Here is a 13,233-nt window from a genome sequence, read left to right on the forward strand (position 1 = left end):
CTCAGCGGCCGGACCCCGACGGTCCGCCGCCTCGGATGGTCCGCATCGGGTCGCGGACCAGACGATCCTTGAGTTCCCGGACCTGGCGGCGGCTCACCGGCAGCTCCACCGCCTGCGACACCCCGTTGGCCTGGATGCGGACCATGGTCGACGGACCCGCGGACCGCAACCCCGACACCATCGGGAGGTTCACCAGGTAGCTGCGGTGAACGCGTGCGAATCCTGCCGGTCCCCAACGGGATTCGAGCGTCGACAGGGTGACGCGTACGAGGTACGAGCCGCTGTCGGTGTGGAGGCGGGCGTAGTCGCCGACGGCTTCGACCCACGAGATGGCGTCCCGCCGGACGAGCGATGTGACTCCGCCGGACTCGACGGGGATCACCTCGTCGGAGTCGCTGCCTGACGCGTGCGTTGCGGAAGTGTGCGTTGCGGGAGTGTGTGTTGCGGGAGTGTCGGCGGCGGAAGCGGGGGCCGACCCGTCGCGTGGGGGTTCGTCCGGGCCGGACCGGTCGTGCGAGGCGACTCGTTCGACGGCCCGCGCCAGCTGTTCTTCGCGCAGCGGCTTGAGTAGGTAGTCGACGGCGCCGACCTCGAATGCTTCGACGGCACGGTCATCGTGCGCGGTGACGAAGACGACGGGCGGCGGGTCGGCGTACCTGGCGAGGACGCCGGCCAACTCCATGCCGGACAGGCCCGGCATCGAGATGTCCAGGAACACGCCGTCGACCCGGTGGTCGCTGAGTTCACGCAACGCCGACGTGGCGTCGGATGCGGTCAGTACGACGTCGACGGCGTCGTTGCGGTTCAACAGGAACGCGAGTTCGTCGAGGGCGGGCTCCTCGTCGTCGACGGCGAGGACGGTGAGTCCGTTCATCGTGTGCGCGGTTCCCTTCCGTCCGGTGAAGCGACGGCACGGATTCCGGCGGCGAACTTGGGAATCCGCATGCTCACCTTGGTGCCCGCGCCGACTGCGGTCTCGACTATCAGACCGTAGTCGTTGCCGAATGCCGACCGCAGTCGTTGGTCGACATTCGTCAGCCCGACATGAGCGCCGTCGGATTCGGCTGGCCCTGCCGGGGCGAGTGCGTCGATCGCCCCGGTTCGCAGCAGTTCGGGGTCCATTCCTGCGCCGTCGTCTTCGACGCTGAGTTCGCAGTCGGGGCCCGCGTTGCGGGCGACGATCGAGATGGTGCCGGTCTTGCGTCCGGCCATCCCGTGTCTCACGGCGTTCTCCACGAGCGGCTGCAACGCCAGGAACGGCAGCACGACGCCGAGCACTTCCGGCGCCACCTGCAGTTTCACGGTGAGTCCTTCGCCGAAGCGTGCCCGTTCGAGCGTGAGGTAGCGGTCGATGTTGCGGAGTTCGTCGGCGAGCGGTGTGTACTCGCCTGCGGCACGGAACGAGTAGCGGGTGAAGTCCGCGAAGTCGAGGATGAGTTCGCGGGCTCGGTCGGGGTCGGTGCGCACGAACGACGCGATGGTGTTCAACGCGTTGTAGATGAAGTGCGGGCTGATCTGGGCGCGCAGGGCGAGGACCTCGGCGCGGTCGAGGCGTGCGCGGGACGCGTCGAGTTCGGCGAGTTGCAACTGGCTTGCGACGTACCGTGCGACCTCGGTGATGGCCCCGATCTTGCCCGGACCCGGTTCGTCGCGGGTCGCGACGACGAGGACGCCCGCACTGATGTCGTCGGTGAGGAGCGGTGCGGCGATCAGTCGTCGCGCGAGGGCTGCGGTGCCCGCGGGATCGCGTTGCACGCTCGGGTTCTGTTCGCGCAGAGTGGCCGCCGCAAGCTTTTCCGCCGCGGCGGAGACGGGGGGAGTCCACACATCCTCGTCGCCTTCGCGGGCGAGGAGTGTGGTGTCGGGTCCGTACAGGGCGACGCCTTCGGCTGCGGTGAGGACACGCAGCGGTCCGATCGCCTCGGCGGCCGATTCTGCGGTCAGTCCGTCTCGCAACGGTCCGGCCGCGAGGGCCGCCGTGTGCAAGGTGTCGTGGACGGCGAGTTCGGCAGGAGTTGACACGACTCGCCGCGTCCGCAACGCGATCACGATGAGGATCACCGTCAGGGCGGTCCCCAGCACGGTGATCGCGATCAGTTCGCCGGACATGACTGTTGACGGTAGTCGCCTGTCGGGCGAGTGGGCAGACGGCGTCCCCCGGAGTCGAAACCCCCGGCCGATGGGACCGAACTCGACGAACGGGGGAGCCTTCGACCGCCAGGGGCTGGGAACCTTGCACTCTCCATAGGCGAGTGCTAAAACGGAACTTGGCACTCGCGGCATGTGAGTGCCAGGTTGGAACGGTGAGGCCGGTTCAAGACACCCCGGTCGTCCGTCGCGGGCATCGAGTCCGACCCTACGAGAACTTAGTGTCACCCCCCACCGGAGGATCACTTACCAATGGCAAAGCAAATCGCTTTCGACGAAGAGGCCCGTCGCGGACTCGAGCGCGGCCTGAACAGCCTGGCCGACGCCGTCAAGGTCACGCTCGGACCCAAGGGACGCAACGTCGTCCTGGAGAAGAAGTGGGGCGCCCCCACGATCACCAACGATGGCGTGTCCATCGCCAAGGAGATCGAGCTGGAGGACCCGTACGAGAAGATCGGCGCAGAGCTGGTCAAGGAAGTCGCCAAGAAGACTGACGACGTCGCAGGCGACGGCACCACCACCGCCACCGTCCTGGCTCAGGCCCTGGTTCGCGAAGGTCTGCGCAACGTCGCAGCCGGCGCCAACCCGCTCGGCCTCAAGCGCGGCATCGAGAAGGCTGTCGCGGCCGTCACCGAGTCGCTGCTGAAGTCTGCCAAGGAGATCGACACCAAGGAGCAGATCGCTGCTACCGCCGGTATCTCCGCAGGCGACCCCGCCATCGGCGAGCTCATCGCCGAGGCGATGGACAAGGTCGGCAAGGAAGGCGTCATCACGGTCGAAGAGGCTCAGACGTTCGGTCTGCAGCTCGAGCTCACCGAGGGCATGCGCTTCGACAAGGGCTACATCTCGGGATACTTCGTCACCGACGCCGACCGCCAGGAAGCCGTCCTCGAGGACCCGTACATCCTGCTCGTTTCGGGCAAGGTCACGACCATCAAGGACCTCCTGCCGTTGCTGGAGAAGGTCATCCAGGCCGGCAAGCCGCTGCTGATCATCGCCGAGGACGTCGAGGGCGAAGCGCTCTCGACCCTGGTCGTCAACAAGCTCAAGGGCACCTTCAAGTCCGTCGCCGTCAAGGCTCCGGGCTTCGGTGACCGCCGCAAGGCCATGCTCGCCGACATCGCCATCCTCACCGGTGGCGAGGTCATCAGCGAAGAGGTCGGCCTCTCGCTGGAGACCGCAGGCATCGAGCTGCTCGGTACCGCGCGCAAGGTCGTCGTCACCAAGGACGAGACCACCATCGTCGACGGTGCGGGCGACAACGAGGCCATCGCAGGCCGCGTCGCGCAGATCCGCTCGGAGATCGAGAAGAGCGACAGCGACTACGACCGCGAGAAGCTGCAGGAGCGCCTGGCCAAGCTGGCCGGCGGTGTCGCAGTCATCAAGGCCGGCGCTGCCACCGAGGTCGAGCTCAAGGAGCGCAAGCACCGCATCGAGGACGCTGTCCGCAACGCGAAGGCTGCCGTCGAAGAGGGCATTGTCGCCGGCGGCGGCGTGGCCCTGCTCCAGTCGGAGGCTGCCATCAGCGGTCTGTCGCTCGACGGCGACGAGGCCACCGGCGCCAGCATCGTGCGTGTCGCGCTCGAGGCTCCGGCCAAGCAGATCGCGATCAACGCGGGCCTCGAGCCGGGCGTCGTCGCGGACAAGGTCCGTAACTCGCCGATCGGCACCGGCCTGAACGCCTCGACCAACGAGTACGAGGACCTGCTGGCCGCGGGCATCAACGACCCGGTGAAGGTCACCCGCTCGGCGCTGCAGAACGCAGCCTCGATCGCGGCCCTGTTCCTCACCACCGAGGCCGTCGTGGCCGACAAGCCCGAGAAGAACGCCATGCCGGCGATGCCGGGTGGCGACGAGATGGGCGGCATGGGCTTCTGATCTGACGATCAGCAGTTCCCCGCAGAACTCACCGAAGGCCGGTCATCCGAGAGGGTGGCCGGCCTTCGGCGTGCGGGAACGACGTCGGGGTCTGCGGGCCTGGTCGCCGAACAGGCACAGGCGGCCCGTCATGCCGGTTCGCGGCTCAACGAGCGAGAGCTGTGCGAGGACTTCGACGAATTGCAACGCGCCGCCACCTGAGCGGTCACTGCCCGCGCAGCAGCCCGAGCATCGCGTAGGCGGCGATCTTGGTTCCGTACGGCACGGCGGCGAGGTCGACGATGTAGTTCGGGGTGTGCGGGGAGAACGGGACCTCGTCGCCGCGCGCCCGCGCCGCCGCGACCAGTTCGGGGTCGGCGGTGCCGACCATCAGGTAGTTGAACGGCATGTCGGGGTACGGACCCTTGAGGATCTGCACATCCTCGGAGGCCGTCGCGGCAGGCAGGTCGGTGAGCACGCTGTCGTCACCGATGATCGCGGCCAGCGACGTCGACATCGACGCGGCGAGCTCGGGGTCGTTGACCAGCGGGAGTGAGCCGCCCTTCACGATGATCTCCGGCAGCAGATCGTCGCCTGCGCCCGCGTCGCGCGCGATCTGCTGGGAGACCGACTCGATCGCGTCGAGAAGGCTCGCGCGGACCCGCGGGTCGTACCAGCGGATGTTCGTCCTGATCACCGCCTGTGACGGGATCACATTGTTGTCGGCGCCCGCCGCGATGGCACCGACCGTCAGGATCGCGGTCTGTGACGGGTCGACGTGCTCGGGAACGACCGACGAGAACGCGACGACGGCTCGCGCGGCCATCTGCAGCGGATCCTTGGTCCGCTCCGGCATGGACCCGTGCCCGCCGACCCCGTGGAAGACGATGTCGACCTGGTCGGTGCCTGCCAGCCGCGGGCCGGGCGATGAGGACACGATGCCGACCGGGGCTGGCATCGTGTGCATGCCGATGAGGACGTCGGGTTTCGGGATGAAGTTGTAGAGCCCGTTGTCGACCATCGCCTTGGCTCCGGTGATCGGCTCCTCGGCGGGCTGACCGATCAACACAGCCGTTCCCGACCACGAATCACGCACCGTGACAAGCGCGTTGGCCATGCCGATCAGCCAGGTGACGTGCGCGTCGTGGCCGCACATGTGTGCGGCGGGAACGACTGAGCCGTCCTCGCGCGCCACGCGCACGTCGCTCGCATAGTCCAGACCGGTCTGCTCCTCGATGGCGTTCGCATCCATGTCGGCGCGATACATCACGACCGGGCCGTCACCGTTGCGGAGCGTCGCGGCGATACCGGTGCGTCCGATGCCCTTGGTGACGTCGAACCCGAGATTCTGCAACGCCTTCTCGATCAGCCGAGACGTCTGTACTTCACCGAACGCCAACTCGGGGTTGCGGTGGATGTCCTTGAACGTCTCGACCAGCCGATCAGTGTCAGCGTCGACCACTGCGTCGACGCGGGAGATCAGTTCCTGGGGGAGAGATGCGGCGAAGGTCACACGACCACCGTATCGGGGAACGGCCGAGCGCTAACCTCGTATCCATGACCGACGTGCAGAAACCGAATGGACAACCCGGAGCGCCGAGCCCCATCGTCTCGCTTCCCAACATGCGGGACCTCGGCGGGTGGCGGGGCTCCGACGGACGTGCTGTCCGCCCCGGCCTCCTATATCGGACGGCCGACTTCGCCGGGATCAGCGCCGACGACGCGAAGCTCTTCGCGGCGCTCGGGGTGCGGACCGTGTACGACCTTCGGTCCAAAGCCGAACGCGCCGCCGCCCCGGACCTGGTGTTCGACGGAGTCGACGACATCGCGTTGGACGTGCTCGCCGACTCGGAGACCGCGATCCCCGCGAGCCTCGGCGGCGTCTTCGCCGACCCGACACTCGCCGTCGAACTCAACAAGAAGCTGAAGGACGGAACGGCCGCCGCCGCGATCGCCGGAACGTACCGCGACATGATCACCCTGCCGAGCGCGAACACCGCGTACGCTCGCTTCTTCGCCGGGCTCGCAGGCGTCGACCGGGCCCCGGTCGCCTTCCACTGCACCGCGGGCAAGGATCGCACCGGTTGGGCTGCGGCGTCGCTGCTGGCCGTGCTCGGCGTGTCCCGTGACGACGTCTTCGCCGACTACCTGCTGACCAACGACCGGCTGGTGCCCGCGTTGAAACCGATCTTCGACAAATTCGCGTCCGAGGGCGGCGACCCCGACCTGCTGTTGCCGATCCTCGGAGTCCGCAAAGAGTATCTGGCCAGCGCATTCGAGGAAGTCGACAGCCGCTACGGATCGATCGAAGGCTACCTCACCGACGGGCTGGGTCTGGACGCGAGCGTGCCCGACACCCTCCGCGCGAGTTTCCTCGAGTGACGTCGACGCGTGCGCAGATGGTGGCGAAGGCCGCCGACCTGATCGCGCGCAACGGTGTCGCGGGCACATCGATCGGCGATGTCCTCAAAGCCGCCGACGCCTCGCGTGGCTCGGTCTACCACCATTTCCCCGGCGGCCGATCGGAGATCATCGCCGAAGCGGTCCGGTTCAGTGCGGGCCGAGTCGACGACGGCCTCGCCGAGGCGGTCCGGTCGTCGCCAACCTTCATCGTCGCCGACATCGCCGCCATGTGGCGCCGCGTACTCGCGGACACCGAGTTCGCAGCGGGCAGCACTGTCGCCGCGGCCGCGACCGCGCGCGACACCGACCCGGCCGTCGCGGACGTCGCCGAGCAACACTTCGTCCGGTGGGAGGACGGCCTCGCCGCGGGCCTGCGCTCTCGCGGGTTCGACAGCGAACGCTCCCGGTCGTTGGCGGTGACGATCCTCGCTGCGATGGAAGGCGCCGTCGTGCTGTGCCGGGCACACCGGAGCTTCGAGCCGCTCGACCTCGTGGTGAAGGAAATCAGTCCGCTTCTGACATCGCCCGAGTAGATACCCGGTACATTCTCTGCCATGGCTGTCACCGCAAACACCGAGTTCGACGTCGACGCACCGCCGTCGGTCATCATGGAGATCCTGCTCGACGTCGAGTCCCTCCCCGAATGGTCGGGCCCGCACAAGTCCGCGAAGATCCTCACCGAGCATGCGGACGGAAGCCCGGCGCGCGTCGAAGCGTCGGTGACCGCCGCCGGTATCACCGACGATCAGGTCCTCGACTACACGTGGACCGAGAACACGTGCGAGTGGAGTCTCGTCGAGAGTTCGCAGCTGTCCATGCAGCAGGGCAAGTACACGGTCACTCCGAAGGGCGACGGTGCACATGTCTCGTTCGAGTTGACGATCGACCTCAAGATCAAGCTGCCCGGACTCATCGTCAAACGAGGCCAGAAAGTGGCTGTCGAGACCGCGAAGAAGGGGCTCACGGCGGAAGCGAAACGCCGCTCCTGAGCAACGTCTGAACACCCGAACGGCCCCGCCATGGACACCGGTCCGGGGCGGGGCCGATTCTTATGCATCGCGTCGGTAACGATCGCACCCCGAGCGCCCCGGCGCGGGTAGCCTCGGTCACGACTTCGATGGACCATCGGCAATCTTCGCGGGAGAGGAAATAAGCGTGCGCATGTTCAAGGGGAGCCGGGGGATTCGAGTCCTCTTCGCAGGGTTCGCAGGAGGCGCTGCGATCGGAGCGATGGCCCTCTTCGGCGGCGGCACCGCATCCGCAGACACCACGTGTTCGGCTGCGAACAACAACCGCGTCGAACACGCTGACGGCCTGAGTCGCTGCATCGCCAACGCGGGCCCCGGGTCGCGCGCCGACGCCCGCGACACCAGCAACAGCGGCGTCGCCACCGCAGTCGCGACCCAGCGGGGAAAGGCGACGAGCATCAACCTTCAGCCGGGTTCGCAGGCGCTGTCGAGCGGTGTCCGCGGCGGCAACGCCTACTCGTTCTCCACCGGCCCGCGATCGACGTCGATCTCGATGGCCCGTGACGGCGGTACCTCGGTCGCCGTCGGCGGCTGGGGCGGCCAGGCGTACGCCGGACCGCAGGGCGCGATGTGCGCAGGAGGATTCGGTGCGGCTTACGATTCGACCACCGGGCAGTACTGCGTGAAGTCGGGGTCGATCGACATCCACTGACACTGGCGGAGACGACCGTCGGCCGTCATCGCATTCCTGCCGAATCGGCGGGATCGCGCTAGCCTGTGCGCGTGGACAATCTCGACGGCTACGTGCAGCCGAACCAGGACGTCGGACCCGATCTCAGCGTCGTCTCGGGGCGGGAAGCCCTGCAGCAGCTCGTCGATCTGCGAGACACCGGCGGGTTCACGGTCGTCGACGACGATGACGACGACCCGATTCTGCTGACACTGCCCGCACGCAACGTCGTGGACACGTGGCGCGAGGACTACCCGTACGAAGAGCGGATGAGCCGCCGCGAGTACGAGGTGACCAAGCGGCGACTCCAGATCGAGCTGTTGAAACTGCAGAAGTGGTCCAAGCAGACCGGGCAGCGGCACCTGCTTCTGTTCGAGGGCCGTGACGCGGCGGGCAAAGGCGGGACGATCAAGCGGTTCAACGAGCATCTGAACCCGCGCGGCGCCCGCGTCGTCGCACTCGAGAAGCCGTCCGAACGCGAATCGACCGAGTGGTACTTCCAGCGTTACGTGCAGCATCTTCCCGCCGCAGGAGAGATGGTCTTCTTCGACCGCTCCTGGTACAACCGGGCGGGCGTCGAACGCGTCATGAACTTCTGCACGCCCGAGCAGTACGACCAGTTCATGGGGCAAGCGCCCACATTCGAACGAATGCTCGTCGACGACGGCGTCCACCTGGTCAAGTTCTGGTTCTCGGTGACCCCGCTCGAACAGCGGACCCGATTCGCGATTCGCCAGATAGACCCCGTCCGGCAGTGGAAGCTGTCGCCGATGGACCTGGCGTCACTCGACCGCTGGGAGTCGTACACGGCCGCCAAGGAACGCATGTTCACCGACACCGACACCGACCATGCGCCGTGGACCGTCGTCAAGAGCAACGACAAGAAGCGGGCACGCATCAACGCCATGCGGTACGTCCTCAGCCTCCACGACTACGACGGCAAGGACGAGACGATCGTCGGGACTCCCGACCCGCTGATCGTCGGCCGTGCACGTGACCTCGTCGGAGAGTAGAGCGCGATCGGCCTCCGGTAACGTCGGCGGGGTGCGAAGTGTTGCCTCCGGACTGTTCACCGTCGTCGCGATGATCGCGGTGATCATCGCCGTACCCAGCATGTGGGTGTCGCAGCGGGTGGTCTCCACCGATGGTTTCGCGGCGTCGGCTGGCGACGCCGCACGCGATTCCCAAGTGCAGGACTACTTCGCGGAGAAGGTCGCGGCGTCCGTCGAAGAGCAGACGAGCGTCCCGCTGGCGGGGACGGTCGTGGAACCGCTCGCCCGCGAGTACACGCGTAGCGACGGGTTCGTGCAGGACTTCCAGGAGATCGCCCGACAACAGCACGACTGGCTGTTCACGGCGCCCGGACCCGAGACCGACACGCACGTCATGGACGTGAATGTGACGCCAATGGTCAACCGGGTCCTCGCGTCTGCGAACCTCCCGACGGAGGTCACCGTGGACCGCCCCATCTACATCGGCATCGATCAGCACCGGTTGACCGCCGGGTCGATGGAGTCGACGGGCCGACTGGTGTCGGCGACATCGTGGACCGCGGTGATTGTCGCCGCCGTCGCGGCGATCCTCGCGCTGCTGATCGCGAATCGGCGCAGCACCGTGCTCGCCTGGTTGGGCGTCGGCGTCGTCCTCTCGGCTGCTGGCGCGTTCGGGATCGCGCAGTACATCCGATGGCTCGCGGGCGACAAGGCCGCCGACACCGACGAGGCCGCCCGCCGAACGGTGGAGGTGGTCGCCGACGGCGTCTCCTCCGATTTGATTCGGACGTCCGCGATCGTGGGCGCCGTCGGCGTACTCGTCATCGTCGCTGGACTTCTCCTGCGAGTCGTCGGAGGACGACAACCGAGGGTGTGATCGCGGGTTGCGATGCGTCCCTCACGCGAAACCTACACCGTGCGGGGCACGCATTGGTCTATCACTCGGTGTGCGGCACGAGCGGTGTAGGTTTCGCGGGCTCCGCCGAGATCGGCCGCGCAGCCGTCCGATAGAGCGAGACGTTCAACTGTCCTCGTCGATGACGAACGCGAACTGCTCGGTGTCGAAGCGCAGGCGCCCGCGGTCGAACGCACTGGACACCGCGCCGCCGGCCGCGAGCTCTGCGGGCGACCCGGTGGCCATCGTGCCGTCGCCGCGCAGCAGCCACACCTCGTCCGAGAGCCGCATGACGAGTTCCAGTTCGTGCGACGACATGAGGACAGCGATCGACTGCTCGCGTGCAAGGGAGGCGAGCAGGTCGAGGAACTCCACGCGCGACGGTGCGTCCAGGTGTGACGTCGGCTCGTCGAGCACGAGCAGTTCCGGCTCCTGCGCGAGCGCACGGGCGGCAAGTACGCGTTGACATTCACCGTCGGACAGATCGTGGAAGGGACGGTCGGCGAGGTGACTCGCGCGGACTGCTTCCAAAGCCTCTCCGGTGCGTCGTCGATCGTGGTCGGCGAGACGTCCGCTCGGCGACAGGTAGGGCGTCCGGCCGAGCGCAGCCACGTCGTAGGCGGTCAGCCTGCCCGGGTCGACGGCATCGGTCGTGACGACGGCGACGCGTCGAGCCAGCGCCGAGGCCCGCAGCGACGTGATCTGGGTGCCGTCGGAGAGCATCGCTCGACCCGACAGCGGCGGCTGCAGTCCACACACGGTGCGCAACAGCGTCGACTTCCCTGCGCCGTTCGGTCCGATCAACGCGGTGAGACGACCCGTGGCCGCCGTTGCCGACAGGTGCGCCGCCACCGTCCGTCCGCGTCGCCCGCGGTAGCCGACCGTCAGGTCGTCCAGCATGAGACCGGTCATACCGACCCGCCCTCTCGGCGGCCGCGCAGGAGGACGGTGATCACGACGGGGGCGCCGATGATCGCTGTCACCGCGTTGAGCGGCAAGGCCATCCGTTCGCCCGGCAGATCGGCCAGCGCACCGCACCACACGGCGAGGGTCGCGCCGACGAGCGCACAACCGGGGATCACGATCCGGTGGTCCGACGTGCGGAGCAGGCCGCGCACGAGGTGCGGAATGACCAGGCCGAGGAACCCGACCGGCCCGCAGAACGCGGTCACCACGCCGCTGAGCAAGGCTGCGGACAGCAGGGTGACGGTGCGCGCCACACGCAGGTCTACGCCCATCGACCGGGCGTAGCCCTCCCCGAGGAGGAGCGCGTTGAGGGGACGGACGGTGAAGAACACGATGACGATCGTGCCGAGCACGATCGGTGCGGCCACCGCGAGGTCGCCCCACGACGTCGACGAGAACGTGCCGAGGCCCCAGATCATGTACTTCTGCACCGCGGTCGGGTCGGCGGTCACGATCAGCACTGACACCAGCGCGCCGGTCACCGATCCGAGCATCACACCTATCAACAAGAGGGTGACGGCGTTGCGGACCCAGGTGGCCATCACCAGGATCACGCCGAGGACCACGGCGGCGCCCGCCGCGGCGGCGAGGACGACACCGACGCGTCCGGCCCCGGCGACCGCCCCGACGAACGCCGGGCCGCCTGCCCCGCCCGCGAGCGACACGATCGCGACGCCGAGGCTCGCGCCCGAGTTGGCGCCGAGAATGTACGGGTCGGCCAGCGCGTTCCGGAACAGCGTCTGCATCTGCAGACCCGCCACCCCGAGCGCGGCACCCGCGATCGCCGACGTCGCGATGCGCGGCAGCCGGACGAGTCGGAGGATCGCATCGTTGCCGGGGTCGGACGCGTCACCGCCGGCCAGTACCGCGAGGATGTCGGAGACCGGCACGATGACCGCACCGATGGACGCGGTCACCAGCACGGACACCACGGCGACGACGACGAGCGTCACCCACGTCGTCCGCCGCGACAACGTCCACCGGGGGCGCGCTGGAGTCTTCCGAGTCACTGAACGGGGAGTCGCAGGTAGAACTCGAAGTCGTGGTCGGGGAACAGATCCGGGTGCAGGATCGCCGAGAGGTCGCCGAGTACCAGATCGGGGCGCAGTACGCCGCGCTCCCAGTAGTCGTTGCCTCCGGATGCGTTGACCGCCTTGAGGGCGTTCCACGCGCGCTCGGCGGGTCGCGTGAACACGCGGTACCGGTCGTCCTGCTTGTACACCGCGTCGAGCGACGTCGCCGTCATATCCGACAGGATCCAGGCGTCAGCGGTCCGCTGCTTGTCGATCACCGACTCGATGGACAGTCGCAGCGACCCGGTCGAGCGGTCGCCTGCCCACGGGTAGTCGCCGCCCGCGTCGCGGGTCAGACGGCCGAAGTAGCTGCCGCCCGCGGCCATCGTCCACGTGCCGTTCTCGATGCCGCCGAGCAGGACGTTCGTCTTCGGTGCGTTCGCGACCTTCGCGGCGACCGCGTTGTAGTCGCGTTTGATCCCGTCGAAGACTTCAGTGGCCGCTTTCTCATGGCCGGTGAGGGCGCCGAAGAACTTGATCCATTCGGCGCGGCCGAGTGGGCTCGTCTCCAACCAGTCGGCGTCGGCGAGAACGTCGACGCCCGCCTGCTGGAGCTTGGGATACGACGGATCGTCCATGCCGTCCGAGACGAGGACGTCCGGCCGCCCGGCGATCACCTTCTCGACGTTGGGGACGCCCGCCTCCGCGTACTGGGTGACCTTCCCCTCGTCGATGCGGCTCCGCACCTGTGGCGTCGACACGAAGTCTGTCGTGCTGACCCCGGTCACCGCGTCGGCGGCGCCGAGCGCGGCCATGGCAGGCAGATGCGTCGTCGACCCCGAGTACATCGTCCGGATCGGCACCTCGACCTGCGGGGCGTCCGCGAGCGCACCGTCGAGCTTCGGGGTGGGCGCACCGCAGCGGACCAGCACATACGATGCGGGCGCTGCGCCGGGGGCCGGCTCCTTGACGGTCAGCACCTGATACGACTTGTGGTAGGTGATCGCCAACCCGGTCGCATCGGTGATCGTCGACTTGTCCGGGAAGTAGTCGGTGTTCGCGTCGAAGTCGGTGATGCAGTCACGGTCGGCGCCCGCGTCGTTCGACGAGGAGCCCGAACAGCCGGCGACGGCCAGGGCGGCGACGAGCAGACAGGCGGTGATACGCCTGGAGACGGGAACGCTCTTACGGGAACGGGGGTGCATCGCACACTCCGCCTCTCTCGGGGACACACCGCCCCGGTGGCGAGGTCGCTGCGACG

Annotated in this window: 14 protein-coding genes; 8 read left to right on the forward strand and 6 right to left on the reverse strand. The window is 67.9% G+C overall.

Features of this window, described 5'->3' with window-relative positions; all coding sequences use genetic code 11:
* Position 1 precedes the first annotated feature (1 nt).
* Both L5G28_RS04965 and L5G28_RS04970 read right to left on the reverse strand, forming a co-directional pair.
* Positions 2-874: a LytR/AlgR family response regulator transcription factor gene (locus L5G28_RS04965; protein WP_237000570.1), complete on the reverse strand. Its 873-nt coding sequence runs from the start codon at positions 872-874 to the stop codon at positions 2-4.
* On the reverse strand, positions 871-2,109 hold the full coding sequence (locus L5G28_RS04970; RefSeq protein ID WP_237000571.1) for a sensor histidine kinase: 1,239 nt from the start codon (positions 2,107-2,109) through the stop codon (positions 871-873). The genes L5G28_RS04965 and L5G28_RS04970 overlap by 4 nt, the downstream gene beginning before the upstream one ends.
* Positions 2,110-2,400: 291 nt before the next feature.
* Between L5G28_RS04970 and groL the strand changes: the two genes are divergently transcribed.
* Both groL and L5G28_RS04980 read left to right on the forward strand, forming a co-directional pair.
* On the forward strand, positions 2,401-4,026 hold the full coding sequence (gene groL, locus L5G28_RS04975; RefSeq protein ID WP_236997847.1) for a chaperonin GroEL: 1,626 nt from the start codon (positions 2,401-2,403) through the stop codon (positions 4,024-4,026).
* A gap of 54 nt (positions 4,027-4,080) precedes the next feature.
* Positions 4,081-4,227, forward strand: a complete 147-nt coding sequence (locus tag L5G28_RS04980; protein WP_237000572.1) for a hypothetical protein — start codon at positions 4,081-4,083, stop codon at positions 4,225-4,227.
* Between the two features lie 4 nt (positions 4,228-4,231).
* On the opposite strand, the gene L5G28_RS04985 is transcribed toward L5G28_RS04980, so the two are convergent.
* Positions 4,232-5,518, reverse strand: a complete 1,287-nt coding sequence (locus tag L5G28_RS04985) for an amidohydrolase (protein WP_237000573.1) — start codon at positions 5,516-5,518, stop codon at positions 4,232-4,234.
* Positions 5,519-5,562: 44 nt separating this feature from the next.
* Between L5G28_RS04985 and L5G28_RS04990 the strand changes: the two genes are divergently transcribed.
* The 6 genes from L5G28_RS04990 to L5G28_RS05015 all read left to right on the forward strand — a co-directional run bounded on the left by L5G28_RS04990 (position 5,563) and on the right by L5G28_RS05015 (position 9,975).
* On the forward strand, positions 5,563-6,387 hold the full coding sequence (locus L5G28_RS04990) for a tyrosine-protein phosphatase (protein WP_237000574.1): 825 nt from the start codon (positions 5,563-5,565) through the stop codon (positions 6,385-6,387).
* Positions 6,384-6,941 carry a TetR/AcrR family transcriptional regulator gene (locus tag L5G28_RS04995; protein WP_237000575.1) on the forward strand — a complete coding sequence of 186 codons (558 nt, stop codon included), beginning with the start codon at positions 6,384-6,386 and terminating at the stop codon, positions 6,939-6,941. Before L5G28_RS04990 ends, L5G28_RS04995 begins: the two co-directional genes overlap by 4 nt.
* Before the next feature lie 21 nt (positions 6,942-6,962).
* Positions 6,963-7,397 (forward strand): SRPBCC family protein, encoded by a 435-nt coding sequence (locus L5G28_RS05000; RefSeq protein WP_237000576.1) that lies wholly within the window; start codon positions 6,963-6,965, stop codon positions 7,395-7,397.
* Between the two features lie 172 nt (positions 7,398-7,569).
* Complete coding sequence (locus L5G28_RS05005) at positions 7,570-8,088, forward strand: DUF6764 family protein (RefSeq protein WP_237001254.1); 519 nt, start codon at positions 7,570-7,572, stop codon at positions 8,086-8,088.
* 65 nt (positions 8,089-8,153) lie between these two features.
* The gene (gene ppk2, locus L5G28_RS05010; RefSeq protein ID WP_237000577.1) at positions 8,154-9,119 is read left to right on the forward strand and encodes a polyphosphate kinase 2; all 966 of its coding nucleotides are present in this window, start codon (positions 8,154-8,156) and stop codon (positions 9,117-9,119) included.
* Positions 9,120-9,150: 31 nt separating this feature from the next.
* Positions 9,151-9,975 (forward strand): hypothetical protein, encoded by an 825-nt coding sequence (locus L5G28_RS05015; protein WP_237000578.1) that lies wholly within the window; start codon positions 9,151-9,153, stop codon positions 9,973-9,975.
* 144 nt (positions 9,976-10,119) lie between these two features.
* On the opposite strand, the gene L5G28_RS05020 is transcribed toward L5G28_RS05015, so the two are convergent.
* The 3 genes from L5G28_RS05020 to L5G28_RS05030 are packed head-to-tail and all read right to left on the reverse strand — an operon-like array spanning position 10,120 to position 13,177.
* On the reverse strand, positions 10,120-10,905 hold the full coding sequence (locus tag L5G28_RS05020; protein ID WP_236997838.1) for an ABC transporter ATP-binding protein: 786 nt from the start codon (positions 10,903-10,905) through the stop codon (positions 10,120-10,122).
* Positions 10,902-11,969 (reverse strand): FecCD family ABC transporter permease, encoded by a 1,068-nt coding sequence (locus L5G28_RS05025; protein WP_308191946.1) that lies wholly within the window; start codon positions 11,967-11,969, stop codon positions 10,902-10,904. Before L5G28_RS05025 ends, L5G28_RS05020 begins: the two co-directional genes overlap by 4 nt.
* Positions 11,966-13,177 (reverse strand): ABC transporter substrate-binding protein, encoded by a 1,212-nt coding sequence (locus L5G28_RS05030; protein WP_237000579.1) that lies wholly within the window; start codon positions 13,175-13,177, stop codon positions 11,966-11,968. The genes L5G28_RS05025 and L5G28_RS05030 overlap by 4 nt, the downstream gene beginning before the upstream one ends.
* Positions 13,178-13,233: the final 56 nt, after the last annotated feature.

The organism is Gordonia liuliyuniae, from assembly GCF_021739025.1.
GTDB classification, from domain to species: domain Bacteria; phylum Actinomycetota; class Actinomycetes; order Mycobacteriales; family Mycobacteriaceae; genus Gordonia; species Gordonia liuliyuniae.

Coding starts and splice junctions, on each gene's coding strand:
- L5G28_RS04965 (WP_237000570.1), bottom strand. CDS start 874: ATGAACGGACTCACCGTCCTCGCCGTCGACGACGAGGAGCCCGCCCTC.
- L5G28_RS04970 (WP_237000571.1), bottom strand. CDS start 2,109: ATGTCCGGCGAACTGATCGCGATCACCGTGCTGGGGACCGCCCTGACG.
- groL (WP_236997847.1), top strand. CDS start 2,401: ATGGCAAAGCAAATCGCTTTCGACGAAGAGGCCCGTCGCGGACTCGAG.
- L5G28_RS04990 (WP_237000574.1), top strand. CDS start 5,563: ATGACCGACGTGCAGAAACCGAATGGACAACCCGGAGCGCCGAGCCCC.
- L5G28_RS05000 (WP_237000576.1), top strand. CDS start 6,963: ATGGCTGTCACCGCAAACACCGAGTTCGACGTCGACGCACCGCCGTCG.
- L5G28_RS05005 (WP_237001254.1), top strand. CDS start 7,570: ATGTTCAAGGGGAGCCGGGGGATTCGAGTCCTCTTCGCAGGGTTCGCA.
- L5G28_RS05020 (WP_236997838.1), bottom strand. CDS start 10,905: ATGACCGGTCTCATGCTGGACGACCTGACGGTCGGCTACCGCGGGCGA.
- L5G28_RS05030 (WP_237000579.1), bottom strand. CDS start 13,177: ATGCACCCCCGTTCCCGTAAGAGCGTTCCCGTCTCCAGGCGTATCACC.